Source organism: Stenotrophomonas veracruzanensis, from assembly GCF_032911525.1.
GTDB classification, from domain to species: domain Bacteria; phylum Pseudomonadota; class Gammaproteobacteria; order Xanthomonadales; family Xanthomonadaceae; genus Stenotrophomonas; species Stenotrophomonas africana.
The window spans coordinates 1-25599 of record NZ_JAWJTI010000013.1; the positions used below are offsets into that span (position 1 = coordinate 1).

22 protein-coding genes are annotated in these 25599 nt (G+C 66.7%); 9 read left to right on the forward strand and 13 right to left on the reverse strand.

The features are described 5' to 3' along the window. Positions 1 to 300: 300 nt before the first annotated feature. The 5 genes from R1H25_RS10520 (at position 301) to lpdA (ending at position 8379) form a co-directional block, all read left to right on the forward strand. The gene (locus R1H25_RS10520; protein WP_317223540.1) at positions 301 to 1716 is read left to right on the forward strand and encodes a cupin domain-containing protein; all 1416 of its coding nucleotides are present in this window, start codon (positions 301 to 303) and stop codon (positions 1714 to 1716) included. A gap of 8 nt (positions 1717 to 1724) precedes the next feature. Continuing rightward, entirely contained in the window at positions 1725 to 2621 is an 897-nt protein-coding gene (locus tag R1H25_RS10525) for a GNAT family N-acetyltransferase (protein ID WP_088480255.1), read from the forward strand. A gap of 186 nt (positions 2622 to 2807) precedes the next feature. After that, complete coding sequence (locus R1H25_RS10530; protein WP_057500657.1) at positions 2808 to 5639, forward strand: 2-oxoglutarate dehydrogenase E1 component; 2832 nt, start codon at positions 2808 to 2810, stop codon at positions 5637 to 5639. Positions 5640 to 5679: 40 nt separating this feature from the next. After that, positions 5680 to 6879, forward strand: coding sequence for a dihydrolipoyllysine-residue succinyltransferase (gene sucB, locus R1H25_RS10535; protein ID WP_049449173.1), 1200 nt, complete (start codon positions 5680 to 5682; stop codon positions 6877 to 6879). A 63-nt stretch (positions 6880 to 6942) separates the two neighbouring features. Beyond that, positions 6943 to 8379, forward strand: coding sequence for a dihydrolipoyl dehydrogenase (lpdA, locus tag R1H25_RS10540; RefSeq protein WP_010486837.1), 1437 nt, complete (start codon positions 6943 to 6945; stop codon positions 8377 to 8379). Positions 8380 to 8495: 116 nt separating this feature from the next. Here lpdA and R1H25_RS10545 read toward each other — a convergent pair whose 3' ends face one another. The 11 genes from R1H25_RS10545 to R1H25_RS10595 form a co-directional block, all read right to left on the reverse strand. Continuing rightward, positions 8496 to 8735 carry a hypothetical protein gene (locus R1H25_RS10545; protein ID WP_226053668.1) on the reverse strand — a complete coding sequence of 80 codons (240 nt, stop codon included), beginning with the start codon at positions 8733 to 8735 and terminating at the stop codon, positions 8496 to 8498. Between the two features lie 5 nt (positions 8736 to 8740). Beyond that, positions 8741 to 8953 carry a hypothetical protein gene (locus tag R1H25_RS10550; protein WP_317223541.1) on the reverse strand — a complete coding sequence of 71 codons (213 nt, stop codon included), beginning with the start codon at positions 8951 to 8953 and terminating at the stop codon, positions 8741 to 8743. Positions 8954 to 9167: 214 nt separating this feature from the next. Beyond that, a complete protein-coding gene (locus tag R1H25_RS10555; RefSeq protein ID WP_317223542.1) occupies positions 9168 to 10760 on the reverse strand; it encodes an alkaline phosphatase D family protein in 1593 nt (530 codons plus the stop codon). After that, positions 10760 to 13003, reverse strand: coding sequence for a TonB-dependent receptor domain-containing protein (locus R1H25_RS10560; RefSeq protein WP_317223543.1), 2244 nt, complete (start codon positions 13001 to 13003; stop codon positions 10760 to 10762). The genes R1H25_RS10555 and R1H25_RS10560 overlap by 1 nt, the downstream gene beginning before the upstream one ends. Positions 13004 to 13176: 173 nt before the next feature. Beyond that, positions 13177 to 14607: a replicative DNA helicase gene (locus R1H25_RS10565; protein WP_010486827.1), complete on the reverse strand. Its 1431-nt coding sequence runs from the start codon at positions 14605 to 14607 to the stop codon at positions 13177 to 13179. Between the two features lie 212 nt (positions 14608 to 14819). Beyond that, positions 14820 to 15380: an NADPH-dependent FMN reductase gene (locus tag R1H25_RS10570; protein WP_049449181.1), complete on the reverse strand. Its 561-nt coding sequence runs from the start codon at positions 15378 to 15380 to the stop codon at positions 14820 to 14822. Positions 15381 to 15446: 66 nt separating this feature from the next. Next, positions 15447 to 17390, reverse strand: coding sequence for an asparagine synthase (glutamine-hydrolyzing) (asnB, locus tag R1H25_RS10575; RefSeq protein WP_049449183.1), 1944 nt, complete (start codon positions 17388 to 17390; stop codon positions 15447 to 15449). A 3-nt stretch (positions 17391 to 17393) separates the two neighbouring features. Then, entirely contained in the window at positions 17394 to 19673 is a 2280-nt protein-coding gene (locus R1H25_RS10580; protein WP_317223544.1) for a thiamine pyrophosphate-dependent enzyme, read from the reverse strand. A gap of 77 nt (positions 19674 to 19750) precedes the next feature. Beyond that, positions 19751 to 20407 (reverse strand): glutathione S-transferase family protein, encoded by a 657-nt coding sequence (locus R1H25_RS10585; protein ID WP_029380098.1) that lies wholly within the window; start codon positions 20405 to 20407, stop codon positions 19751 to 19753. A gap of 97 nt (positions 20408 to 20504) precedes the next feature. After that, positions 20505 to 21053, reverse strand: a complete 549-nt coding sequence (locus R1H25_RS10590) for a GNAT family N-acetyltransferase (protein WP_057500665.1) — start codon at positions 21051 to 21053, stop codon at positions 20505 to 20507. 126 nt (positions 21054 to 21179) lie between these two features. Further along, positions 21180 to 22025, reverse strand: a complete 846-nt coding sequence (locus R1H25_RS10595) for a glycine zipper 2TM domain-containing protein (RefSeq protein WP_317223545.1) — start codon at positions 22023 to 22025, stop codon at positions 21180 to 21182. Between the two features lie 163 nt (positions 22026 to 22188). On the opposite strand from R1H25_RS10595, the gene R1H25_RS10600 reads away from it, so the two are divergent. Both R1H25_RS10600 and R1H25_RS10605 read left to right on the forward strand, forming a co-directional pair. Further along, positions 22189 to 22404, forward strand: a complete 216-nt coding sequence (locus R1H25_RS10600; RefSeq protein ID WP_049449187.1) for a DUF6116 family protein — start codon at positions 22189 to 22191, stop codon at positions 22402 to 22404. Beyond that, on the forward strand, positions 22401 to 23174 hold the full coding sequence (locus R1H25_RS10605; RefSeq protein WP_317223546.1) for a TatD family hydrolase: 774 nt from the start codon (positions 22401 to 22403) through the stop codon (positions 23172 to 23174). Before R1H25_RS10600 ends, R1H25_RS10605 begins: the two co-directional genes overlap by 4 nt. 77 nt (positions 23175 to 23251) lie before the next feature. Here R1H25_RS10605 and R1H25_RS10610 read toward each other — a convergent pair whose 3' ends face one another. Next, positions 23252 to 24079, reverse strand: a complete 828-nt coding sequence (locus R1H25_RS10610) for a tRNA threonylcarbamoyladenosine dehydratase (protein WP_317223547.1) — start codon at positions 24077 to 24079, stop codon at positions 23252 to 23254. Between the two features lie 80 nt (positions 24080 to 24159). Here R1H25_RS10610 and R1H25_RS10615 point away from each other — a divergent pair, with 80 nt between their 5' ends. Both R1H25_RS10615 and R1H25_RS10620 read left to right on the forward strand, forming a co-directional pair. After that, a complete protein-coding gene (locus R1H25_RS10615; protein ID WP_099588887.1) occupies positions 24160 to 24594 on the forward strand; it encodes a cytochrome c in 435 nt (144 codons plus the stop codon). 136 nt (positions 24595 to 24730) lie between these two features. Then, the gene (locus R1H25_RS10620) at positions 24731 to 25225 is read left to right on the forward strand and encodes a glycine zipper 2TM domain-containing protein (protein ID WP_049449195.1); all 495 of its coding nucleotides are present in this window, start codon (positions 24731 to 24733) and stop codon (positions 25223 to 25225) included. A gap of 72 nt (positions 25226 to 25297) precedes the next feature. Here the strand turns inward: R1H25_RS10620 and R1H25_RS10625 are convergent, their stop codons facing one another. Beyond that, a complete protein-coding gene (locus R1H25_RS10625) occupies positions 25298 to 25507 on the reverse strand; it encodes a cold-shock protein (RefSeq protein WP_010486802.1) in 210 nt (69 codons plus the stop codon). Between the last annotated feature and the right edge of the window lie 92 nt (positions 25508 to 25599).

Below are 25599 nucleotides of genomic sequence, written 5' to 3' on the forward strand. Positions count from 1 at the left end.
GCAGGACGCCCAACCCCGGTCTTGCCGTGTGCGCAGGACAGCGCACACGAGCAAGCGGCGATCGAGCTTACATGGACGTACTTGCAGCGTCCCCCGCGCAGCCCACCCGCCCGGCCCAGCCCATGAGGCCGGTCGACTAACAGTCGACCCTACCAAGGGGTCGCCACGAGGGGCTCCGCCGTTGGCCGGACACCCCGCGACAAACCCGCCCACGTGCGCAATCCCGGCGAACGGCGGACAATGGAGACCTTGGCGGCCCGCCGCGCCGCCCCTCCCGCTTTCCGCTGCAAGGATTCCGCCATGGCCGCCCGCAAGTCCTCCGCCCCCCTGATCGAAGTCACCGCCCGCCCCGGCCAGCCGCTGGGCATGGCGCCGGCCACCTTCCTGCGCGACTTCTGGCAGAAGCGCCCGCTGCTGATCCGCAACGCCTTCCCCAACTTCCAGACCCCGGTACAGCCGGAAGACCTGGCCGGGCTGGCCTGCGAAGAAGGCGTGCTGGCACGCCTGATCGAGCACGACAAGACCCAGGATGGCTGGCGCGTACGTACCGGCCCGTTCCAGGAAGACGTGTTCCCCGCCCTGCCCGACCACGACTGGACCCTGCTGGTGCAGGACGTGGACAAGTGGGACCCGGATGTGCGCGCCCTGATCGAGCACTTCAGCTTCCTGCCGCGCTGGCGCATGGATGATGTGATGATCAGCTTCGCCGCTACCGGCGGCTCGGTCGGCGCCCATGTCGACCAGTACGACGTGTTCCTGCTGCAGGCCCACGGCCACCGCCGCTGGCAGATCGATGCCAGCGAATCGATCAAGGGCAAGCAGCCGCCGCTGGGCTTCCGCCCGGACGTGGAGCTGAAGCTGCTGAAGGTGTTCAAGCCGACCCACGACTGGGTGCTGGCGCCGGGCGACATGCTGTACCTGCCGCCGAACGTGCCGCACCACGGCGTGGCCGAAGATCCGTGCCTGACCTTCTCGTTCGGCATGCGCGCGCCGTCCTCGGCCGAGTTGATCAGCGATTACCTGGACACCCTGATTGCCGATGCCGACGAGAACATCCGCTACCAGGATGCCGACCTGAAGGTGCCGGCCGATCCGAACGAAATCGACACGGTGGCGATGGCACGCGTGATCACCGCGCTCAACGCCATCCGCATGAACGACCCGGACAAGCTGGGCGACTGGTTCGGCCGTTTCATCACCACCTACCGTGCAGCGGGCGAAGTGATGGCCCACCAGGCCGCGCCGGCCCCGGAGGAAGTGGTCCAGGCCCTGGCCTCGGGCCTGCTGCTGCAGCGCCACCCGTGGGCACGCCTGGCCTGGCGCCGGGCCAAGCGCGGCGCCAGCCTGTACGTCAGCGGCCAGGACTTCGCGCTGCCGGTGAAGGACGCCCAGCGTCTGGCCGGCGCCGAACAGCTTGATGCCACCGCCTACCGTGGCCTGTCCGACAAGGGCCGCGCGGTGATCCAGCAGCTGCTGGTCGGTGGCGTGTTCCAGCTGATCGATCCGAATGAGGTGTATGACGCTGAAGATGAGGATGACGGCGAAGACGCCGTGGTGCTCGGCGAGGTCGTCGAAGGCCGCGACCGTGTCGACGCGATCGACGCCGACTCGGTGTCCGACGATGTCCACACCGTGACCGTGCACGACGACGGCATCGAGGTCATCGTCAACTTCGAGGATCACGACGAAGACGACAGCGACGACGGTCGCGCCTGAGCCTTGCCATGATCCGGGTCCAGCAGATCAGCCACGCCGACGCCCACGTCGCCATCCACGACGTGCGCCAACGCGTGTTCGTGCAGGAACAGGGCATCGCCGCCGAGCTGGAACGCGATGCGCTGGACCCGGTCAGCGCCCATGTGCTGGCGCTGGATGCCGACGGCCAGCCGGTCGGCACCGGCCGGCTGGCCCCGGATGGTCGCATTGGCCGCATGGCGGTGCTGGCCAGCCATCGCAGCCAGGGGGTGGGCGAGGCCCTGCTGGAGGCACTGGTCGAGGCCGGGCGCCGCCTCGGCCTGGCCGAACTGCACCTGCACGCCCAGCTGCCCGCCCGCGACTTCTATGCCCGCCAGGGATTCCTGCCCGAAGGCGAGGTGTTCGAGGAGGCCGGCATCGGCCACCAGCAGATGCGCCGCCGGCTGAGCGCCGCGAGCGCCATCGACAGCCGCGCCGAGGCGGTGGCCATCACTACGGCCATCATCCACCGCGCCCGTCGCCAGCTGTGGCTGCACAGCCGCCAGCTGGACCCGGGGCTGCTCGACGCGCCCCCGGTACAGGCGGCACTGCGCCGCTTCGTCACCGCCCGCCACGACAAGCAGCTGCGGGTGATCGTGCACGATGCCGCTGCGATCGCGTCTGCCGGGGCACCACTGCTGGCGCTGGCCCAGCGCCTGCCCAGTGTGATCCAGTTCCGCGAGGTCAGCGACCCGGTCGACCGTGCGCTGGCCTCGGCCTGCCTGCTCAACGATGCGGGCGACTTCTACTTTCGTCTGATCGGGCATCGGCTTGACGGCGAGGCCGGCATCGCGCTGCCGGCACGTTCGCAGCCGTTCGAGCAGCAATTGCAGCGCGTCTGGGACCGTTCGCGCGATTGCAGCGAACTGCGCGCGCTCGGCATCTGAGCCCGCACAACGGACTCAACCTGTCTGGAAGCGGCACCGGGGGACGCGGGATACCTCTGGTGGTGCCCCTTCGTGTCCGGTTGGGGGTACAATTTGGCTGTTTGAACGCGCCCGCGCAGGGCTATTCATCTTCCTGCCGGGTCCTTCTGAAGCCATACCCCACAAAGCGAATCAACACCCTCCATCGTGGACAATCAACTGAAGCAGTTTGCGCAATCTTCGCAACTCGCCGGCGGCAACGCCTCCTATGTCGAGGACCTGTACGAGCAGTACCTGGTCTCCCCGGATAGTGTCGATCCCAAATGGAAAACCTACTTCGACGGCTTCAAGGGCCGTGAAGCAGGTGACATTCCGCACTCGGCCGTCATCTCCCACATTGCGGACGCGGCCAAGGATGCGCTGAAGGCCGGTACCGGTAACGGTGCAGGCGACGAGCGCGAGCGCAATGTCGGTCGTCTGATCACCGCCTACCGTTCGCGCGGCCACCTGGACGCCCGCCTCGATCCGCTGGGCCTGGCCGCACCGGTCAACACCCCGGACCTGGGCCTGCCGTTCCACAGCCTGTCCGATGCCGACCTCAACAGCGAGTTCAGCACCGGCGGCGTCGGCGGCCAGCCGCGCATGAAGCTGCGCGACCTGCTGGCGCGCCTGAAGGCGACCTACACCGGCTCGATCGGTGCGGAGTTCATGCACATCTCCGAGGTCGAACAGCGCCAGTGGATCTACAAGAAGCTGGAAGCGGCCGGTGGCAACTACCAGCTGGACGCTGACACCCAGCGTCGCACCCTGGAGCGCCTGACCGCGGCCGAAGGCCTGGAGCGCTACCTGCACACCAAGTACGTCGGCCAGAAGCGCTTCTCGCTGGAAGGCGGCGACTCGCTGATCCCGATGATGGACACCATCATCCGCAGCGCCGGCAAGGATGGCGTCAAGGACGTGGTGATCGGCATGGCCCACCGCGGCCGCCTGAACGTGCTGGTCAACACCCTGGGCAAGAACCCGCGCAAGCTGTTCGACGAGTTCGAAGGCAAGTTCGAGCACGACGAACACGCCTCGGCCGGTGACGTGAAGTACCACATGGGCTTCTCCGCCGACGTCGCCACCGATGGCGGCCCGGTGCACCTGGCGCTGGCGTTCAACCCGTCGCACCTGGAAATCGCCGACCCGGTCGTGGCCGGTTCCGTGCGTTCGCGCCAGGAACGCCGCAAGGACACGGCACGCAAGCAGGTCATGCCCATCCTGATCCACGGCGACGCGGCCTTCTCCGGCCAGGGCGTGGTCATGGAACTGTTCCAGATGTCGCAGGCCCGCGGCTTTGCCGTCGGCGGCACCGTGCACATCGTGGTCAACAACCAGGTCGGCTTCACCACCTCCAACCCGCTGGATACGCGTTCCACGCGCTATGCCACCGACGTGGCGAAGATGATCGCCGCCCCGGTGCTGCACGTGAACGGCGATGATCCGGAAGCGGTGGTGTTCGCCGCGCAGCTGGCCTTCGAGTTCCGCCAGAAGTTCGCCAAGGACGTGGTCATCGACCTGATGTGCTACCGCCGTTGGGGCCACAACGAGGCTGACGAGCCGGCGATCACCCAGCCGCTGATGTACCAGGTGATCCGCAAGCATGCCACCACCCGCGAGATGTACGCCGAGCAGCTGGAAAAGGCGGGCGTGATTGCCGCCGGTGCCGGCAAGGCGATGGTCGATGCCTACCGCGAGAAGCTGGACGCCGGTGAAGTGACCACCGAGCTGGCCAAGGTCGAGAAGACTCCGCCGACCAGCCCGCTGTTCGTCGATTGGCCGAAGCTGCTGGAAGGCAAGCTTTCCGACCCGGTCTCGACCAAGGTGGAGAAGAACAGGCTGGTCGAGCTGGCCAAGCTGATCAACACCATCCCGGAAGAAGTGCAGCTGCACTCGCGCGTGGCCAAGGTCTACGACGACCGCCGCAAGATGGCCGCCGGCGAGATCCCGGGCGACTGGGGCTTTGCCGAGAACCTGGCTTACGCCACCCTGCTCGACGAAGGCAATGCACTGCGCCTGGTCGGCCAGGACGTGGGCCGCGGTACGTTCACGCACCGCCACGCGATCCTGCACGACCAGAAGACCGACAACTACTACATGCCGCTGCGGCAGCTGGTGGATTCGCCGGAGAAGGCCACCGTCATCGATTCGCTGCTGAGCGAAGAAGCGGTGATGGCCTATGAGTACGGCTTCTCCACCACCGATCCGAACACGCTGTGCATCTGGGAAGGCCAGTTCGGCGACTTCGCCAACGGTGCCCAGGTCGTCATCGACCAGTTCATCGCCGCCGGCGAAGCCAAGTGGGGCCGCATCTCCGGCCTGACCCTGCTGCTGCCGCATGGCTATGAAGGGCAAGGCCCGGAACACAGCTCGGCGCGCCTGGAGCGCTTCCTGCAGCTGTGCGCACTGGAGAACATGCTGGTGGTGGTGCCGTCGACCCCGGCGCAGGCCTTCCACATGCTGCGTCGCCAGCAGCACCTGACCACCCGCAAGCCGCTGGTGGTGATGTCGCCGAAGTCGCTGCTGCGCCACAAGCTGGCCGTGTCGACCCTGGACGAGCTGGCCAACGGCGAGTTCCAGCACCTGATCGGCGACGCCAACGCGGACGCCAAGAAGGTCAAGCGCGTGGTGCTGTGCTCGGGCAAGGTCTACTACGACCTGCTGGAAGACCAGACCAAGCGTGGCCAGGACGACGTGGCGATCATCCGCGTGGAGCAGCTGTACCCGTTCCCGCGTGCGCTGCTGGCTGCCGAACTGAAGAAGTACGGCAAGGCCACCGACGTGGTGTGGACGCAGGAAGAACCGCAGAACCAGGGTGCGTGGTACCAGATCCGCCACCACCTGCAGTTCTGCCTGGCCGATGGCCAGAACCTGCACTACGCCGGTCGCGCACGGTCGGCTTCGCCGGCTGCCGGTCATATGGCTGACCACGTCCGCGAACAGCAGCAGCTGGTCGCCGACGCACTGGTCAACCCGTTCAACGACACGTTCGCTGAATAATCCTCCCCCTATTTAGAAGACAAACCAGGAAGCTCCCGCAATGGCCACCGAAGTCAAAGCCCCGGTACTGCCCGAATCCGTCGCCGACGGCACCATCGCCACCTGGCACAAGAAGGTGGGCGACGCCGTCAAGCGCGACGAAAACCTGCTTGACCTGGAAACCGACAAGGTCGTCCTGGAAGTGCCGTCGCCGGTCGACGGCGTGCTCAAGGAGATCAAGTTCAAGGAAGGCGATACCGTGACCTCCAGCCAGGTCGTGGCGATCATCGAAGAAGGCGCCGTGGCTGCTGCCCCGGCCCCGGCCGCTGAAGAGAAGAAGGCTGAAGCCGCACCGGCGGCCGCTGCTCCGGCCGCTGCCGCCGCTCCGGCTCCGGCTGCCAAGTCGGCCGCCGACACCCTGCCGCCGGGCGCCCGCTTCACCGCCATCACCGAAGGCGTGAACCCGGCCGACGTCGACGGCACCGGCCGTCGCGGCGCGGTGACCAAGGAAGACATCGTCAACTTCGCCCGCAACGGCGGCGCCGGCAAGGCCGGTGGCGCACGCCCGGAAGAACGCGTGCCGATGACCCGCATCCGCAAGCGCATCGCCGAGCGCCTGATGGAGTCGAAGAACTCCACCGCCATGCTGACCACCTTCAACGAAGTCGACCTGTCCAAGGTCTCGGCTGCGCGCAAGGAGCTGCAGGACGAGTTCGTCAAGGCACACGGCATCAAGCTGGGCTTCATGAGCTTCTTCGTGAAGGCCGCTGCCAACGCGCTGCAGCGCTTCCCGCTGGTCAACGCCTCGATCGACGGCGACGACATCATCTACCACGGCTACTCGGACATCTCGATCGCCGTCTCGACCGAGAAGGGCCTGGTCACGCCGGTGCTGCGCAACGTCGAGCGCATGTCGTTCGCCGACATCGAGAAGACCATCGCCGACTACGCCAAGAAGGCCCGTGACGGCAAGCTGAGCCTGGAAGAACTGCAGGGCGGTACCTTCACCGTGACCAACGGCGGCACCTTCGGTTCGCTGCTGTCGACCCCGATCATCAACCCGCCGCAGAGCGCCATCCTGGGCATGCACGCCATCAAGGAGCGTCCGATCGCCCAGAACGGCCAGGTCGTGATCGCGCCGATGATGTACCTGGCGCTGTCGTACGACCACCGCATCATCGACGGCAAGGACTCGGTGCAGTTCCTGGTGGACATCAAGAACCAGCTGGAAAACCCGGGCCGCATGCTGTTCGGCCTGTAAGAAACCTCCCGCCCCTCCGCGCCTGCGCGGAGGGGTTCTGGTAATGCATCAAGGAATAATTCAATGGCTGAACAATTCGACGTCGTCGTCATCGGTGCCGGCCCGGCCGGTTACCACGCTGCCATCCGCGCGGCCCAGCTGGGCCTGAAGACCGCCTGCATCGACGCGGCGCTGGGCAAGGACGGCAAGCCGGCCCTCGGCGGCACCTGCCTGCGCGTGGGCTGCATCCCGTCCAAGGCGCTGCTGGATTCCTCGCGCCAGTTCTGGAACATGGGCCACATCTTTGGCGACCACGGCATCAGCTTCAAGGATGCCAAGATCGACGTCGAGGCGATGATTGGCCGCAAGGACAAGATCGTCAAGCAGTTCACCGGCGGCATCGGCATGCTGTTCAAGGCCAACAAGGTCGCCGCCTACTACGGCTTCGGCGAACTGCAGCCGGGCAACGTGGTCAAGGTCACCCAGCATGACGGTTCCATCGTCGAGCTGAAGGGTACCAACGTCATCATTGCGGCCGGTTCGGACTCGATCGAACTGCCGTTCGCCAAGTTCGACGGCGAGACCATCGTCGACAACGTCGGCGGCCTGGACTTCACCGAAGTGCCGAACCGCCTGGCGGTGATCGGCGCCGGCGTGATCGGCCTGGAACTGGGCAGCGTGTGGAAGCGCCTGGGCGCTGAAGTCACCATCCTGGAAGCACTGCCGGAGTTCCTGGCCGTGGCCGACGCCGAAGTGGCCAAGACCGCTGCCAAGGAATTCAAGAAGCAGGGCCTGGACATCCGTCTCGGTGCCAAGGTCTCCAAGACCGAGATCACCGGCAAGGGCAAGAAGAAGGAAGTCGTTGTCACCTACACCGACAGCGAAGGCGAAAAGACCCTGACCGTGGACAAGCTGCTGGTGGCCGTCGGCCGTCGCGCCGCCACCAAGGGCCTGCTGGCGGAAGGCACCGGCGTCAAGATCAACGAGCGTGGCCAGATCGAAGTCGACGCGCACTGCCACACCGGCGTCAATGGCGTGTGGGCGGTCGGCGACTGCGTGCGCGGCCCGATGCTGGCGCACAAGGGCTTCGAGGAAGGCATCGCGGTGGCTGAGCTGATCGCCGGCCTGCCGGGCCACGTCAACTTCGACACCATTCCGTGGGTCATCTACACCGAGCCGGAACTGGCATGGGTCGGCAAGACCGAAGCCCAGCTGAAGGCCGAAGGCATTCCGTACAAGGCCGGCAGCTTCCCGTTCGCCGCCAACGGCCGTGCCGTGGCGATGATCGAACCGGCAGGCTTCGTGAAGATCCTGGCCCATGCCGAAACCGATCGCATCCTCGGCATGCACCTGGTCGGCGCCAACGTCTCCGAACTGGTGCACGAAGGCGTGCTGACCATGGAGTTCAGCGGCTCGGCCGATGACTTGGCCCGCATCTGCCACGCCCACCCGTCGCTGTCGGAAGTGATCCACGACGCGGCAATGGCGGTCAGCAAGCGCGCCATCCACAAGGCGAACTGATCGGCATCCGGGTAGGTGCCGACCGTTGGTCGGCACGCGCCTGCAGACGAAAAGCCCCGCCTCGGCGGGGTTTTTTGTTGCCCATTTTTCGTTTAGAGCCAAGCCCACGCTCGGCTCTACACCTTGGCAGCCGGCTTCTTCGGCGGATCGTCGCAGATGCGGTGTTGCACTACGGCCTCACCAATCTTCCATTCCTTCACCACCTTGCAGCGCTCCTTGGCTTTCGGCACAGAAACCGCTGCAGCATTCGCCTCGTCAGCCGCAGCGGTCTGCTGGCGCTCCAGCCACACCGATGGCGGTGCTGGAGGTGAAGCCACGGCGGGCGCAGCGATCAGTGCCAGAGCGGTCAACAGCATGACCCTCATGCGGCAACCGGCCTGCCGCCGAGCAACCGTGCCGGCAGCATGAACAGCGCGCGCAGGAACGCGAACAGCGCCGAGAAGGTGATGCCGACCAGACGGAACGGCAGGCTCAGCAGCCACACGAACGGCCAGGCGATCAGGGCAAGGATCGCCAGCGGCCAGCACAGCACGAACAGCAGGCACCACACACCGAGCGCGAACAGGGTCTTCATCACGGTCTCCTTGTGGCGGCACCCTGCCGCCTGCGGACACCTTGGCGCCCCGCCCCACCGCCGGCAAACGGTTTGCGACGAAACCGGGCTGGGGGCGATGAAACCGATCCAGCGCTGTTGTAGAGCCGAGCCCGCGCTCGGCTGCTCATGGGAATGTGCGGACCAACGGTCCGCGCCCACCGGAGGCAGAGAGCAGCCGAGCGCGGGCTCGGCTCTACAGGAGCTGCACCGCGCCCGGGCGGCCATGGGCCACCTGGAAGTGCGCCGCGGTGCGCACTGCGGCATCCGCGCGCAGCACGCTGTCGGCGAAGCGCAGTTCGGCATCCACGGTCTGCCGGTTCAGCTGCAGCTTCCACCAGCCGCGGCGGTCGCCGTCGAAGTAGCGGATATGCGGATTCTGCGGAATCGACGGACCGTAGTACGGGCCGTACGGTGTGTCGTCGCCGCCACTGCTGATCGCCGGGGCGATGAATTCGGTGGCCACGATCGGCGCGCGGGCCGCGTCGAAATCCAGCTTCAGGTCGTTGACGAAAGTGGAATGCCAGTCACCGCCGAGCACGATGGCATTGCCCTGCCCGCCCGCCTGCAAGGCCTGCAGCAGCCGGTTGCGTGCGGCGGGATAGCCATCCCAGGCATCGTTCCAGAAGCGCTCGCGTGGCGTGCCGCCGTCCAGCCGCAGCTGCGCCATCAGCAGCTGCTGCACCACCACGTTCCAGCGCGTGCCCTGCGCGGCGGCCATCGACTGCGTGAACCACGCCTCCTGACCCACGCCGAGCATGCTCATGCGCGGATCCAGTGCCGCCTCGCAGCGTGGTGACTCGCCCACACCGCAGGGATTGGCCGGGCGGAACTGGCGGCAGTCCAGCAGCGTCAGCTGCGCCAGATCGCCATAGCGCAGCCGCCGGTGTACACGCAGGCCACCGTTGTCCGCAGGCGTGCTGCGCATCGGCAGGTGCTCGTAGAACGCACGATACGCCGCCGCACGCCGCACGATGAAGTCTTCGGTCGAGACGCCGGGCTTCTCCGGATGGATGCCGGAGTAATCGTTCTGCACCTCGTGGTCGTCCCAGATCACCGCGAACGCATGCGCGGCGTGTGCCGCCTGCAGATCCGGATCGAGCTTGTACAGCGCGTACTGGTCACGGTAGCGCTCCAGGCTGACCGTCTCGCCACTGAAGCGTTCCGCATCCAGTGTGCTGCCACGCGAGTTCTGCAGCGGGCTGTATTCGTACAGGTAGTCGCCGGCATGCAGCACCAGGTCGACGTCACTCTGCGCGATGTCGCGCAGCACCGGGTAGTAGCCGCTGTTCCAGGCCTGGCAGGTGCACAGCGCCAGCCGCAGCTGCTGCAGCTGCGTGTCCAGCAGCGGCGCGGTACGGAAATGGCCGACCGCGCTTTCCTCGTCACCGTCGCAGGCAAAACGGTAGTAGTAGTCGCGGCCTGGGCGCAGGCCATTGACCTCCACGTGCACCGAATGGGCCAACTCAGGCACAGCGGCAGCGACACCCCGTTGCACCAGCCGACGCATGCCGGGGTCTTCGGCCACGAACCAGCGCACCGGTACTGCCCGCGACGGCATGCCGCCGCCATTGAGCGGGTCCGGCGCCAGTCGTGTCCACAACACCGCACCCTGCGGATCCGGATCACCGGCGGCGACACCGAGGGTGAACGGATTACGGCCAAGCCGCGGCCGTGGGCCGGCCGTGGCCAGCCCCGGCATCGCCGCCAGTGCAATCGCCGCCCCCGTGCCTTGCCACGCCATGCGCAGCAGGCGACGACGGCTTTCCGGATCCACAGGCCCGCGCATCAGAAGTGCACGGTAGCGGTGGCCATCACCTGCCGCGGCGCGCCGACCTGCATGGTCGCCAGGCTGCGGGTCGGATCGGCGGCGTAGGTGCCGTTGGTGTTGATCGAGGACAGGTAGCGCTTGTCGGTCAGGTTGGTCAGGTTCAGCGCCACGGTCAGGTTCTGCGCCGGGCCGAGCTTGCCGAAGTCATAGGCCACCGAGGCGTTGACCAGCCAGTAGCTCGGCACCGACACATCGTTGGTATAGGTCACGTAACGCTTGCCGACATGGTTGGCGGCCAGGCGCAGGTCCCACGGGCCCGGCGTCCAGGCCAGGGTGCTGGCGAACATCCATTCCGGGGTGTCGACGGTCTTCTTGCCGCGGGTCGGCACCACACCGTTGTTCACGTAGTCGTTGTCGTAGGTGCTGTCATTCCACGACAGTGCGTTGGACCAAGTCAGGTCCTGCATCGGCTTCAGCTGCAGGGTCGCCTCGGCGCCGCGGCTGGTCACCGAACCCACGTTGGAGAACAGCGCCGGGCAACCGAGGATGCCCACGCACTGCGCGATGGCCAGCAGGCGGTTGTCGAACTTGACATCGTACACCGCCACCGAGGCTTCATAGCCCTGGCCATAGCCGCGCCAGCCCAGTTCGATGGTGCGCGACTGTTCCGGCTTCAGGCTCTGCGCGCTGGCGTCGAACGCGGCCTGCGGCACGTTGAACGGGCTGCCCACGCCCAGCGCGTACGCGGCCACGTTCTTGGCGAACGAACCGAAGATCTCGTTGCCTTCGTTGAGCTTGAAGTTGAAGCCGGCCTGCGGCAGCAGGCCCTTCTTCGAGGTCAGGCTGCTGTTGTTGGCATAGCTGCCCAGCGGCGTGCGCACGCTGGTGCGGGTGTGCGGCGACTTGGCGCCGATGTCGATGGTCAGGCGGTCATCGAACAGGCGGAAGCGGTCCTGCACGTAGAACTGGCGGGTGATGGTGGTGTAGCGCTGGTGCCACACGCGCTGATCCGGGTTGCGCAGGAAGAAGTCGTCGGTGATCGGGCCGTCGATGTAGTAGAAGTTGCGCTGCACGCTGTGGCCGTTGTCCTCGTACCAGAGGCCGGCTTCCAGTTCGTGGCCACCGACGTTCCAGGTGAACGCCGAGGTCACACCGGTGCGGTCGATCGCATACTCGGTGGTGCGGATCGAGATCGGGATCTGGCGGCTGGTGCCCGGGTTGGATGGATTGGACGGGCTGAACCAGTGGCCCTGTCCACGGTTGCTGTGGTTGTAGACATTCACCTTCAACCGCATCGAATCGCTCAGGCCGAAATCGCCGGCGATGCTGGACAGGTCATCGTTGCGCAGGCCGTGGCCGGAGTAGTACGCGTCCCACGGGCTGTTGACGCCACCCGTGTACTTTCCGCGTGCCGCGGCAACCGCGCGTTCCCAGTCCGGCGCGTAGTTGTCCCAGTCCCAGCCGAGGCGATCGATCATCTCCAGCGACAGGTCCTGGTAATCGGCCTCGACGCGGCGCGAGCCGTTGAACAGCGCGGTGATCCTGCTGTCCGTTCCGAAGTTGTAGGTGGCCTTGCCGTTGAACTGCTTCAGCTCCTGCGAGCCCTTGCCCTTCCACTTGTCACCTTCCGAGTACGCGCCGGACAGGTAGGCCGCAAAGCCCTGGTGGTCGCCGGTGTCGAGGCGCGCATAGCTGCGGCGCGCATTGTCGCTGCCGAAGCCCTGTGCCAGAACCACGCCGTATTCAGTGGACGGATCGATCGAGTAGAACTGGAACACGCCGCCAAGGTTGCTGGTGGACGGCGTACCCAGCGCGCCAATGCCGGTGGAGACCTCCGCACCGCCCAGGTTCTCACTGATCACCGCGCGGCTGATGTGCAGGCCGTTGCTGTTGCCGTAGGCCATGTTGCCCAGCGGGATGCCATCAAGGGTGTAGCCCAGGCGGTTCTGGTTGAAGCCACGCAGGCTGATGGTGGTGGACCATTCGTAGGCACCGGTGGCGTCGGCCGATTCGAAATGCACACCCGGCTTGGTCGCCAGCAGCTTCAGCGGGTTGGCACCCGGCGGCAGGATCTTCATGTCCTCGGCGGTCACGCGCTGCACCTGGCGGGCTTCGCCGCGGCCGATCACCGAGATCGAATCGAGCGTGGTGGCCGACGGTGTGTCGATGGCGGGGGCGGTTTCAGCGACAGCCAGCGACGGCAGCGAAGCACAGACCAGCAGGGCCAGCAGATTGCGGCGGGGCGGAGCGTGGGACGGCATGGGGGCGGATTCCTCGGGCACGCTGGACGCCGAAGGGCGGCGTCGAAGGGCAGCAGCGGCGGAATCGTAGAAGCGTCGCGTTACATGTCATTTACACGCCACATACGGAAGATTGGCGTTTTGAATGGTTTGCCGGCCGTGGGGTGGTTGCCGGCCAGCGGCCGGCACGCCTGTTACTCGAACGAGCCGACCGAATCGTGGGCCAGGTTGTCGAAGCGGGTGTATTCGCCGAAGAACTTCAGCTTGCACGAACCGGTCGGGCCACCACGGTGCTTGCCGATGATGATCTCGGCCAGGCCCTTGTCCGGCGAATTTTCCTTGTTGTAGTAATCATCGCGGTAGATGAAGACGATCATGTCCGCATCCTGCTCGATTGCGCCCGATTCGCGAAGGTCGGCCATCACCGGACGCTTGTCGGTACGTGTTTCCAGCGAGCGGTTGAGCTGCGACAGCGCGATCACCGGCACGTGCAGTTCCTTGGCCAGGCCCTTCAGCGAACGCGAGATCTCCGAGATTTCGGTCGCGCGGTTCTCGCTGTTGCCCGGCACGCTCATCAGCTGCAGGTAGTCGATCACCACCAGGCCCAGGTCATGCTCGCGCTTGAGCCGGCGGCACTTGGAACGCAGCACTTCCGGCGACACGCCGGGCGTGTCGTCGATGAAGATCTTGGTTTCCTTCAGCATCTTGATCGCGCTGGTGACGCGGCTCCAGTCCTCGTCTTCCAGCTGGCCGGTACGCAGGCGCTGCGCGTTGATGCGGCCGTTGGAGGAAATCAGGCGCATCGCCAGCTGCGATGCCGACATTTCCATCGAGAACACCGCCACGCCCTTCTTCGACTTGATCGCCGCGTACTCGGCGATGTTCAGTGCGAAGGTGGTCTTGCCCATGGCCGGGCGCGCGGCAAGGATGATCAGGTCGGTCGGCTGCAGGCCGGAGGTCATCGCATCGAAATCGTTGTAGCCGGTCGGCAGGCCGGTGATGTTGCCGCCGTTCTCGAAGCGGCTGCGCAGCTCTTCGAAGGCATCCTTCAGGGCACCGGGCATCGCCACGAAATCGGTACGGCCGCGTGCGCCCTGTTCGGCGATGGCGAACACGCTCTTTTCCGCCGACGCCAGCAGCTCGCTGCTCTCACGGCCCTCGGGCTGGAAACCATCGTTGACGATGTCGGTGCCCACCTGGATCAGCTGCCGCAGCACCGCCTTGTCACGCACGATCTCGGCGTAGGCCACGATGTTGGCTGCCGACGGCGTGGTACTGGCCAGCTCGATCAGATAGGCACCATCGCCCACCAGTTCCATCTTGCCCTGCGATTCGAACCACTCGCCCAGGGTCACCGCATCGAACGGCCGCTCGCGCTCGGACAGCTCGCGGATCGCGCGATAGATCATCTGATGGTCGCGGCGGTAGAAATCACCTTCGGTCAGCTGGTCGTTGACCCGGTCGTAGGCCTCCGGGGCCAGCATCAGGCCACCCAGCACCGCCTGCTCGGCTTCCACCGAATGTGGCGGTACCCGCAACTGGTCGATGCGCGACTCGTCGCGATCGCGATCGAAGCCATCACCGCGCTCTCTGCGGTTGGAACGGAAGCCGGGGCGAGCGGACATGCTGCGGTGTTTCCTGCAAAAGTGGGCCGGACGAGTGTAGGCATGCGCCGACCCCGGCGGCCATGGACAAGGCTGTGGATAAGCCGTGGAGAAACGGGGGATATCCGCCGGTGCCTGGCCAGATTGGCGTGGGGGCGTCGCACTGCCTGCGACGGGCGCCGTTGCGGCACCCGAGCGGGCATTATCGCAGATGGGGGTGGCAACCGCTGGCGTCAATCGCCCTTGACGTGAACCGCGATCAGCGCCAGGAAGCGGTCCACATAGCCCTGCAGGAATTTCTGCGTGCCTTCGTTGTGGATCGTGCCATCGGCATCGATCAGGCCGTCCTTGAAATGAATGAACGCCTCGGGCTGGCCGAGCACGTGCATGTCCAGGAAGGCCAGGCTGTTGCGCAGGTGCTGCTGGGCCACGGCGGTGCCGATCTGGCCGATGGAGGCGCCGATCACCGCCGCGGGCTTGCCGGCAAACGCACTGTCGCCATACGGGCGCGAGCCGATATCGATGGCGTTCTTCAGCACGCCCGGCACCGACCGGTTGTATTCGGGGGTCACGAACAGCACCGCGTCGGCGGCGCGCACCTGATCCTTCAGCCGGGTGCCCTGCGGCGGGTACTGGCCATCGAAATCCTGGTCGTAGAGCGGCAGATCACCGATCTGCACGTACTGGAAGCGTGCACGGTCGCCGGCGATCTTCTCCAGCGCGTGGGCCAGCCTGCGGTTGCAGGACTCCTTGCGCAGGCTGCCGACGAACACGGCGATGGTGGGGACGGACATCGGGACATTCTCCTCATGGTGCGGGAGACCCAGCCTAGTCGCCGGGCCCTTGCAGACCGGTGAAGATCAGCCGCCCGTCACGCCCGCACGCACCTGCCGCCAATGTGCCTGCCAGGCCTGGAACATCAGCACGTTCCACAGATGGGTATGCCACTTGCGCTGGCCGCCGAGGAACTGCTGCCACAGCGGCTGTACCGCAGCCGCCGACAGCACGCCCTCCCGCTCCAGCCGCGCCGGCTGCAGCAGGTCTTCGGCCCATGGCCGCAGGTCTCCCTTCAGCCAGTCACTGACCGGCGCGCCGAAGCCACGCTTGGGCCGGTGCACCATCGACTGCGGCACATAACGGCCCAGCACGCGCTTGAGCAGCACCTTGCTGGTGGTTTCACTGCGCTTGAAGCCCAGCGGCAGCGACCAGGCGAACTCGGCCACGCGTGAATCCAGCAGCGGCGCACGTGCTTCCAGGCTGACCGCCATCGAGGTGCGGTCGACCTTGCACAACAGGTCATCCGGAAGGTAGGTCACGTAATCGGCCAGCATCATCGCGTCGGCCGGTGTGCCGGCACCGTGCAACGGGTCGGCCAGGTCATAGAAGCTGCCCGCGGCCTGCGCCCCGGGCACTGCCGCCGCCGGGTCGCGCCAGCGCGAGATGCGGTTGCGGTACACGTCGCCGATGCCACGCGCGCCGGACTCGGCCAACAGCGCGGCCAGGCCGCCGGTACGCGAGGCCTCGCCCTGCTGCTGGGAGCGTGCGCCCATCCAGCGCCGCAGCGGCCCCGGCACACGGCCCAGCATCTGCCAGTTGCGCAGCGCGCGCACATAGCGGGTATAGCCGAAGAACAGCTCGTCGCCACCATCGCCGGACAGCGCGACGGTCACGCCCTGCCGCGCCAGGCGGGCGACCAGTGCGGTCGGCACCTGCGAGGCATCGGCGAAGGGTTCGTCGAACATTGCCGGCAACTGCGGCACCACCGCCAATGCATCGGCACCGCTGACGTAGAGTTCGGTGTGGTCACAGCCCAGATGCGCAGCCAGTTCCCTGGCCAACGGCGCCTCGTCGTGGCCCGAACCGGTGAAGCCGATACTGAAGCTGTGCACCGGCTGTCCGCTCTGTGCCTGCATCAGCGCGGCCACCAGCGACGAATCGGTGCCACCTGACAGGAACACGCCCACCGGCACGTCGGCCACCATGCGCAGCGCCACCGCGTCCCGCAACAGCCCGTCCAGCTGCTCCTCGGCTTCCTCGATGCGGCCCTGGAACGGCGCGGCCAACGCCGCCTGCATGCGTGCACGCGCATCCCAGTAGGGGCGCTGCGCCTGTTCCGGGCGGTGCGCCGATGCACCCGCCGCTACGGCTTCGGCATCCAGTCGCAGCACGCGGCCCGGCATCAGCTTGTAGCAGCGCTGGTGGATGCTGTGCGGGGCCGGAATGTAGTCCAACCGCAGCAACAGGGTCAGTGCATCGCGGTCGATGTCGTTGTCGAAGGCCGGGTGCTGCCACAGCGCCTTCAGCTCGGAACCGAACACCAGAGTGTCACCGGCCCAGCCGTAGTACAGCGGCTTCTTGCCGACGCGATCACGGGCCAGCCACAGGCACTGCTCCTGGCGGTCCCACAGCGCGATGGCAAACATGCCGTTGCAGCGCTGCAGGGTGTCCTCGATGCCCCATTGCAGGATCGCTGCCAGCAGCACCTCGGTATCGGAGTGGCCACGGAAGGTGTGCCCCAGCGGCTCCAGTTCGGCGCGCAGGGCGGCGAAGTTGTAGACCTCGCCGTTGTAGGCCATCACGTAGCGACCATCGGACGAGGCCATCGGCTGGTGGCCCAGCGGCGACAGGTCGAGAATGCTCAGCCGGCGGTGCGCCAGCGCGATGCCTGCCCCGGCATCGACCCAGCTGCCGCCATCATCCGGCCCGCGGTGGTGCAGCGCCTCGCCCATGGCCAGGACCTGCGCCTGCAGCACCTCGGCCGACGCCACAGGCGCCGGCAACAACATTCCCGCCAATCCACACATGCATCAAGGTTCCTGCGCCAGTTCAAGGGCGGCGCCAATCACCGCATTGTCGCTTGGAAGCCCGAACATTGCTGCCCCCGCCAGCGGGGTATAGGTATCGGCACCGCAGACCCTGCGCAGCGGCAGATGGCCGAAACCGGCCTCGACCAGTGCGGTCACCACGCCCTCGCCCACCCCGCCACTGTGGCGACCCTCGTCCAGCACCAACACGCGCCGTGCACTGGCCGCCTGGCTGGCGATGAAGCCTGCATCCAGTGGCACCAGCCAGCGCAGGTCGACCACCCGCACCTGCCAGCCCAGCTGCTGCTCGATCGCCCGCGCCGCGCGCAGCGCCATCGGCACGCCGTTGCCATAGGTGTAGACCACCAGGTCGCCTGCCTCCGGCGCATAGACCCGCCCCTCGCCCGGTACCAGCGCCTGGCCCTGGGCCGGGTAGTCGAACAGCCACTGGCCATCGCCCGGCTCATGCAGGTCCTTGCTCATGTACAGCGCGATCGGCTCCAGGAACACCGCCACACGTCCATCCACCCGGGCCAGCGCCGCCAGCGTGCGCAGCATCATCACCGCATCGTCGCCACGCGACGGGCAACCGACCACCAGGCCGGGAATGTCGCGCAGCGCCGTGATCGAATTATCGTTGTGGAAGTGGCCGCCGAAGCCCTTCTGGTAACCCAGCCCGGCCACCCGCACCAGCATCGGGTTGCGGTACTGGTCATTGGAGAAGAACTGCAGTGAACAGGCTTCGCCACGCAGCTGGTCGATGGCGTTGTGCAGGTAGGCCAGGTACTGGATCTCCGGAATCGGCAGCATGCCCATGTTGGCCAGGCCCTGCGCCATGCCCAGGATCATGGTTTCGTCCAACAGGGTGTTGAACACCCGGCGTGGGCCGAAGCGGCGCAGCAGATCCTTGGTGACGGTGTAGACACCGCCCTTCTGCGCGACGTCCTCGCCGAACAGCAGGCTCTGCGGATACTTCGCCAGCAGCTCCTGCAGGCCGTGGTTGATCTGGATGGCGAGGTGCCGTGGTGCCTGTCGCTCCGGTAGTGCGTCGGCGCCGCCATACAGTGCTTCGCGCCTCTCGGCGGACACCTCGCGGCGTGCTTCGGCCTGCACCGCCGATGGCGTGTACGGCGCCAGCGGCGCCATCACTTCCTGCAGCGACTGCAGCGTCGGGCGGCCTTCGGCGTCGGCAGCCGCCGCCATGCAGCGCGCGCGCATCGTTTCGTAGGCCACTTCGATGGCGGCCGCATCCATCCAGCCCGATTCCATCGCGATCTGCGCCGAGCGCAGAAGCGGATCCTGCGCCTCGGCCGCGCACAGCTCCGGCAGCGCGCGCCATTCCACTTCAAAGTCGGTGCCGGCGTGGCCCATCAGGCGCGTGGTACGCAGATGCAGGAAGGTCGGCCGCCGCGTGCGCCGGCAGTGTTCCACCGCGGCCTGCACCTGGGCGTGTCCGGTGGCCAGGTCCAGCCCATCGGCGAAGAAATAGTCGAGCCCCGGCTGGCGGCTGAAGCGCTCGGCAATCCAGCCTTCCGGCGTCTTCACAGAGATGCCCAGACCGTTGTCCTCGCAGACGAACAGGACCGGCGCCGGCAGCTTCTGGTAGGCCGACCACATCGCGGTATTGAATGCGGTCTGCGCGGTGGCATGGTTGGCCGAGGCATCCCCGAACGAGCACAGCACGATGCTGTCGGCGGGAATCGGCAGCACCTGCCCCAGCCGCTTGCCACTCTCGATGGCCAGCGCGGTGCCCAGCGCCTTCGGCAGGTGCGAAGCAATCGTCGAGGTCTGCGGCAGCACCCACAATGGCTTGCTGCCCCACACCTTGTGGCGGCCACCACTGGCCGGATCATCCGCGCTGGCGGCGAAGGACAGTGCGGCATCGCGCAGCGGATCGATGCCCGGCACCTGGCGCGAACGCTCGGCCATGAAAGCACCGGAGCGATAGTGCAGGAACGCTGGATCGGTATGCCGGCAGGCCCGCGCCAGCAGCGCGTTGCCTTCGTGGCCGGAGGAACCGATGGTGTAGAAGACCTTGTTCTGCACGCGCAGCACGCGTGCCATCAGGTCCAGCTGGCGGCTGGCCAGCTGCGACTCGAACAGTTCACCGAAGGCCGCAGCGCTGAGCGTGCTGCCCGGCAGGATCGGCGCGTCCGGTGCCGGGCGCGGTCGCGGGGTGCCGCGCCAGCCACGCACCGCATCGAGGAAGTTGACGTCGCATACCTCGGCGCGGTTGAGCGTGCGCATGCGTGCGGGAATCGGATCTGGAACCACAGCGAACATCGAACACCCTCCGTGTCGTTGTTGCATTCCGCCGGGCATGGCCCGGCGCTACCCTGTGGGGGTCACCCTGGTGAGAGTCACGCGGCCTCGAAACGCGAGCGCACTTCGGCGGTCACTGCCGGCATCGGCAGGAAGCGCGGCTGCTCACGCACGCGCTGCAGCCAGGCGCGAACTTCCGGGAACGGCTCCAGGCTGATGCCGCCCTCGCCCGCCACATCGGTATAGGCAAACAGGGCGATATCGGCAATGCCGTATCCGCTGCCGGTGAACCACTGCGCCTGGCGCAGGTGCTGCTCCATCACCGCCAGCGCGGTGGCGGCGCGTTCATGCAGGCGCGGCAGTTCGGCGCGGCGCGGCGAATCGGGTGCGGTCCAGCCGCGGATGAAGCGCGCCACTGCCACGCACGGCTCGTGCGTGTACTGCTCGAAGAACATCCAGCTCAACGCCTGCGCGCGCTCCCAGCCATCGGTGGGCAGGTACGGCGTGCCTTCGGCCAGCCAGAACAGGATCGCGTTGGATTCGGTCAGCACGCGGCCATCGTCGCGGACGATCAGCGGCACCTTGGCATTCGGGTTGAGCGCCAGGAATTCGGGGGTATGGGTCTGGCCGTGGGCACTGTCCACCTCCACCCAGCGGTAACGGCTGCCGAGCTGCTCCAGCAGCAGGCGGACCTTGTGGCAATTGCCCGAGACCGACATGCCATGCACCGTCAGCGGGACGCGCTCTTCCACCATTGCCTGCTCCATCACATCCGGCCGGCGGCCGGCTGCGTGCAGTCTGGCAAGCGCGTCTGTGAATGCCAAGCGCGGGTGCAGCATGGCGGGCTCGGCTCTACAACGGCGAACGGCGCTGTCGCCACTGCGCGCGCGACTGGCCCCAGATCTGCATCGGCTTGTCGTTGTACGGCGCTGGCAACTCCCCCATGCGCAGCATCGTGCTGCCGAGCTTGCGCGCGACCGCCCGCGAGTTGTCGTTGTTCTCGGCGATGGTATGGATCACTTCGTCCCATCCCAGCGTGTCGAACGCCCAGTCGATCGCGGCGACCGCCGCCTCCGGCGCATAGCCCCTGCCCCAGCTGGCATGACGGATGCCCCAGCCCACTTCGGTACCGGGCCAGTCCTGCGGCTGCCACGGGCCCATCCGTCCGATCCATTCGCCGCTGGATTTCTCGATCACGCTGAACATCGAGAAGCCGAACAACTGCCAGGCGCCAGCCAGGCTGCAGAAGCCACGCCAGGCCACCGACGGCGGCTGCACGCCACCGAGGGTGCGCATCGTTTCCTCGTCAGCGCAGAACGCCAGATACGGCTCGTAGTCCTCGCGCAGCAGCGGGCGCAGGATCAGGCGTTCGGTTTCAATGCGCAGGTCGAAGATGCTCATGCCGGCTCCGTGTCGAAAGGAGCGTCCATGATGGTGGATTGGCGCCCCACGCGGATGAATTCTGCCGGCTGCAACGAAACGGGCCGGCATGAGCCGGCCCGTCGGGTACTGCATGCTGCGTCTGGATTACTGGCGCGTGGTGGCCGCAGTGGCTCCGGCGGCAGCGGTCTGCGTGACCAGCTGGCCATCGACCACCGGCAGGCGATCGCTGGCCGGCTTGTTGTCCATGCGCACGGTCTTCTCGGCGCCGTCGTAGCGGTAGGTCACGTTGTAGCCCTTCACTACGTCGTTGGTACCCATGGCAATGCGGTTGCCCGGCTTGCTGGCCATGCGCATGGTGCCGGTGGTGCCGTCCTCGTTGCGATAGGTCACGTTGTAGCCGGTAACGCGGCTCGACTCGGAGGTCGCGGTCTCGGTGTGGCACTGGCGCTCGGTGCGGTTGACCACGCGGCCACCCACATGGCGCTTGTCGATCTGATTGCCGATGAAGCCACCCGCCACGGCACCGGCTGCGGTCGCGGCCTTCTTGCCGTTGCCGCCGCCGACCTGGTTGCCCAGCAGGCCACCCACCACGGCACCGACCACGGTGCCGCCGACGTTGCCGTCACGTTCCGGCAGGCGCTCCTGCACCGTCACGTCCTGGCAGACTTCATGAGGGGTCTGGGTGGTGGAGGTCTCACGCACCGCATCGGTGCCGATCACGGTGGCATAGGCCTTCTGCTTCTCGGTGATCGGGTCGACCTTCAGAACATCGGCATATTCAAGCCCGCGCGGCGCGGAGGGGTCCAGCTTGTCACCACGTGCGCCGTCGTCAGCGGCATTGCCGTCAACGAGGCGCGATTCGCCATTGGGGGTTCCGGCGCTGATGGAATCGGGCGACGTGCCGCCACTCTTCATGAAGGCGGCGGTGGCGATGCCACCGACCAGCAGCGCGCCCGCTGCGACCAGGACAGTTGTAGTTGTGCTTTTCATGACCTGCTCCTTGCGGACCATCCGCAACGTTCTCGGGCCAGATTGCAGCATGCGCTGCCTGAACGGAATCTCCACATTTCCTGCTCATTGCTGTAACCCATTCAGCATCGGGAAATGCTGGGCCCGTGGTAGCGTTTGCATATTCCCCAGGAGGATTCCCGCCATGGCCAACCCGATGCTGTTGCCGGTACTGCAATGGGCACGCCGGCTGCGCTACCCCACCCTGTTCAAGCTCACCGCCGGCCTGTTCGCGCTGACCCTGTTCATCCCGGACCCGATTCCGTTCGTCGATGAGCTGGTATTGGGCTTCGGCACCCTGCTGCTGGCGAACTGGAAGCGCCGCAACGCTGCCACGCCACCACCGCTGGAACAGCGTTGAGCCTGCTGGTCGACAGCCACTGCCACCTCGATGCCGACGAGTTCGACAGTGACCGCGCCGCCGTGATCGCACGCGCGCAGGCCGCTGGCGTGCGGCTGCAGGTGGTGCCGGCGGTGACCGCTGGCAGCTGGCCGAAGCTGCGCGAGGTCTGCAGGCAGGCACCGGGACTGTACCCGGCCTATGGCCTGCACCCGATGTTCCTGGCCGAGCACCGGCCCGGCCACCTGCCGCTGCTGCGCGAGTGGATCGAGCGCGAACGCCCCTGCGCGATCGGCGAATGCGGCTTGGACTTCTTTGCCGAAGGCCTGGATGCCGAGGCGCAGCAGGCGTACTTCGTCGGTCAGCTGGAACTGGCCCGTGAGTACGAACTGCCTGTGGTCGTGCATGCACGGCGTGCGGTGGATGCGGTGATCGCCGCGATCCGTCGCGTCGGCAGCCTGCGCGGCGTGGTGCACAGCTTTTCCGGCAGTCCGGAACAGGCGGCGCAACTGCACAGGCAGGGCTTCCTGCTCGGGCTCGGCGGCCCGTTGACCTACGACCGCGCGCAGCGCCTGCAGCGGCTGGTGCGCGAAATGCCGCTGGAACAACTGCTGCTGGAGACCGACGCGCCCGACCAGCCTGACGCCGGCATCCGCGGCCAGCGCAACGAACCGGCGCGGCTGGCGGTCATCGCCCGCCACGTGGCCGCGCTGCGCGGGATGGATCTGGACGCGGTGGCGCAGGCCACGACGGAGAATGCGCGGCGGCTGTTCGCGCTGCCGGCAAACTGAGGGTAGTGCCGGCCGCTGGCCGGCAACTCCGGAATGATTCGATCAGCGCAGTTGCCGGCCAGCGGCCGGCACTACCCTCACGCGTCGGCGTGATCCTCGACCACTTCGGCCTTCACCTTCTTCGGCTCCAGCAGCATTTCCAATGCCTTGCCCACCGCTGCGAAGGCGAACGCGCCAGTGATGTGGGTCGCCGCGCCCAGGCCTGCGCCACAGTCCAGTTTCAGTGCCGCATCGGCACCGAGGTTCGGGCGGATGCCACAGACGCTGCCATCAGCCTGCGGGTACTTCACGTTCTCCAGCGAATACACCGCCGGCACACCGAAATAGCGCTTGGCGTTCTTCGGAAAATTGAACTCGCTGCGCAGCTTTTTGCGGATCAGCGCCAGCATGGCATCGTGCTCGGTGCGCGAGACATCGCGGATCCGCACCAGGGTGGGATCGGTACGGCCACCGGCGGCGCCGACGGTCAGCAGTGGCAGCTTGCGGCGGCGGCACCACGCAATCGTCTCGACCTTGACCCGGAAGCTGTCACAGGCGTCGATCACCAGATCGAAGCCCCGGTCCAGCAGCTCGGCCATGTTGGACACCGTCAGGAACGCCTGCACCGCATCAACGTCGATGTCCGGGTTGATCGCGCGGCAGCGCTCGACCATCGCCTCGGCCTTGTTGCGGCCGTAGTTGCCTTCCATCGCCGGCAGCTGCCGGTTGGTATTGGACACGCAGATGTCATCGGCATCGATCAGGGTCAGGTGACCGACCGCGGAGCGCGCCAGCGCTTCCACCACCCATGAGCCGACACCCCCCATGCCCACCACCGCCACGCGGCTGCCCTGCAGGCGCTCGAGCGCACCCACGCCATACAGCCGTTCGATGCCGGCGAAGCGTTGTTTGACCTGTTCGTTCATCCGGCTATTTTAACGTGCAGGCGTCGGCGCCTGCAGCGCACCGGCATCGAACCCACCGTTGCACGCCCGGAGAGCCCGCCATGAACGCCAGCCCGCCCCGCCGCCCGTCCACCGCCTACCGCTATCTGTTCGTGCTGTGCCTGGGGCTGCTGATCGGCCTGATCGCCACGGTCATGGTGGGCCGCGCCCTGCAGGCGCGCCGCGACCCGTTCCCGGACAGCCTGATGCAGGTCATGCAGCGACAATCAGAGCTGCTGCAGCAGGCTCAGCAGCAGAACCGCTGCAGCCTGGCCGACAGCGTGCCGCGCCTGCAGGCCGTACGCCTGCTGTCCAATGATCTGGATCTGGCCTTTCCCGGGCTGAAGGACAACGCGCAGTTCCAGCAGCACGCCAGCCAGCTGCGCGGCAACCTCAACGCCGCGCTGGCGTCTCCGCCCAGCGACTGCAAGGCACTGGCCCAGGTGGTGGAAACGGTGCAGGCCGACTGCCGCGCATGCCACCAGGACTTCCGCTGAGCCGCATTCATCCTGCAGCCGGGCAAGGCACGCATGGTTGGCGCGTCGTTCACGTTCGAAAGGAGAGGATTCGTCCACCCTGCTGCATGACGCAGTACCACCCCAGACACCCGCCTTCACGGCCAGGAGACGCCCCATGAAGATCCAGCTCATTGCCGCCAGCGCCATCGCTACCCTCGCCCTGGCAGGCTGTGCCACCTCACCCGGCTACGGCGGTGGTGGCTACAACAACGGCTACAACAATGGCGGCTACGGCAACAATGGTGGCTACAACCAGGGCCGCTGCGCCGACTGCGGCATCGTCACCCGCATCAGCACCGTACAGTCCGGCCGTACCGCCCCCAGCGCTACCGGCGCCATCCTCGGCGGCATCGTCGGCGCCGTGGCCGGCCATGAGATCTCCGACCACACCGGCGGCAGCCGCGGCAACAAGAACATCGCCGCCGCCGCAGGCGCGGTAGGTGGCGCGCTGGCCGGCAACCAGATCCAGAAGAACGTGACCAGCGATACCTACGACATCAGCGTGCGCATGGACGATGGCCGCACCATCGTGGTGAACCAGCGCGACCTCGGTGGCATCCGCGAGAACACCTACGTGCGCGTGGTCAACGGCAAGGTCATCCTGCGCTGATCCGCACCGGGCCATGCGCAAAGAAAAAGGCCCGCTTGCGCGGGCCTTTTTCATGCCGACAGGCGGCGGGTATTACACCGGCTGCACCTTGTCAGCCTGCAGACCCTTCTGGCCCTGCACGACTTCGAAGCTCACAGTCTGGCCTTCCTTGAGGCTCTTGAAGCCCTGGGTCTCGATGGCGCGGAAGTGCACGAACACGTCCTCGCCATTCTGCCGGCTGATGAAGCCGAAGCCCTTCGCATCATTGAACCACTTTACGGTACCGGTCTCGCGATCAGCCATCTCACTAACTCCCTTTGACTCTCTCTTGTTGTTGGAAACGCCTGGTGGGCGGCTGACAAGCAAGGGGGAAGCGAGGTGCATCGATGCAGCGG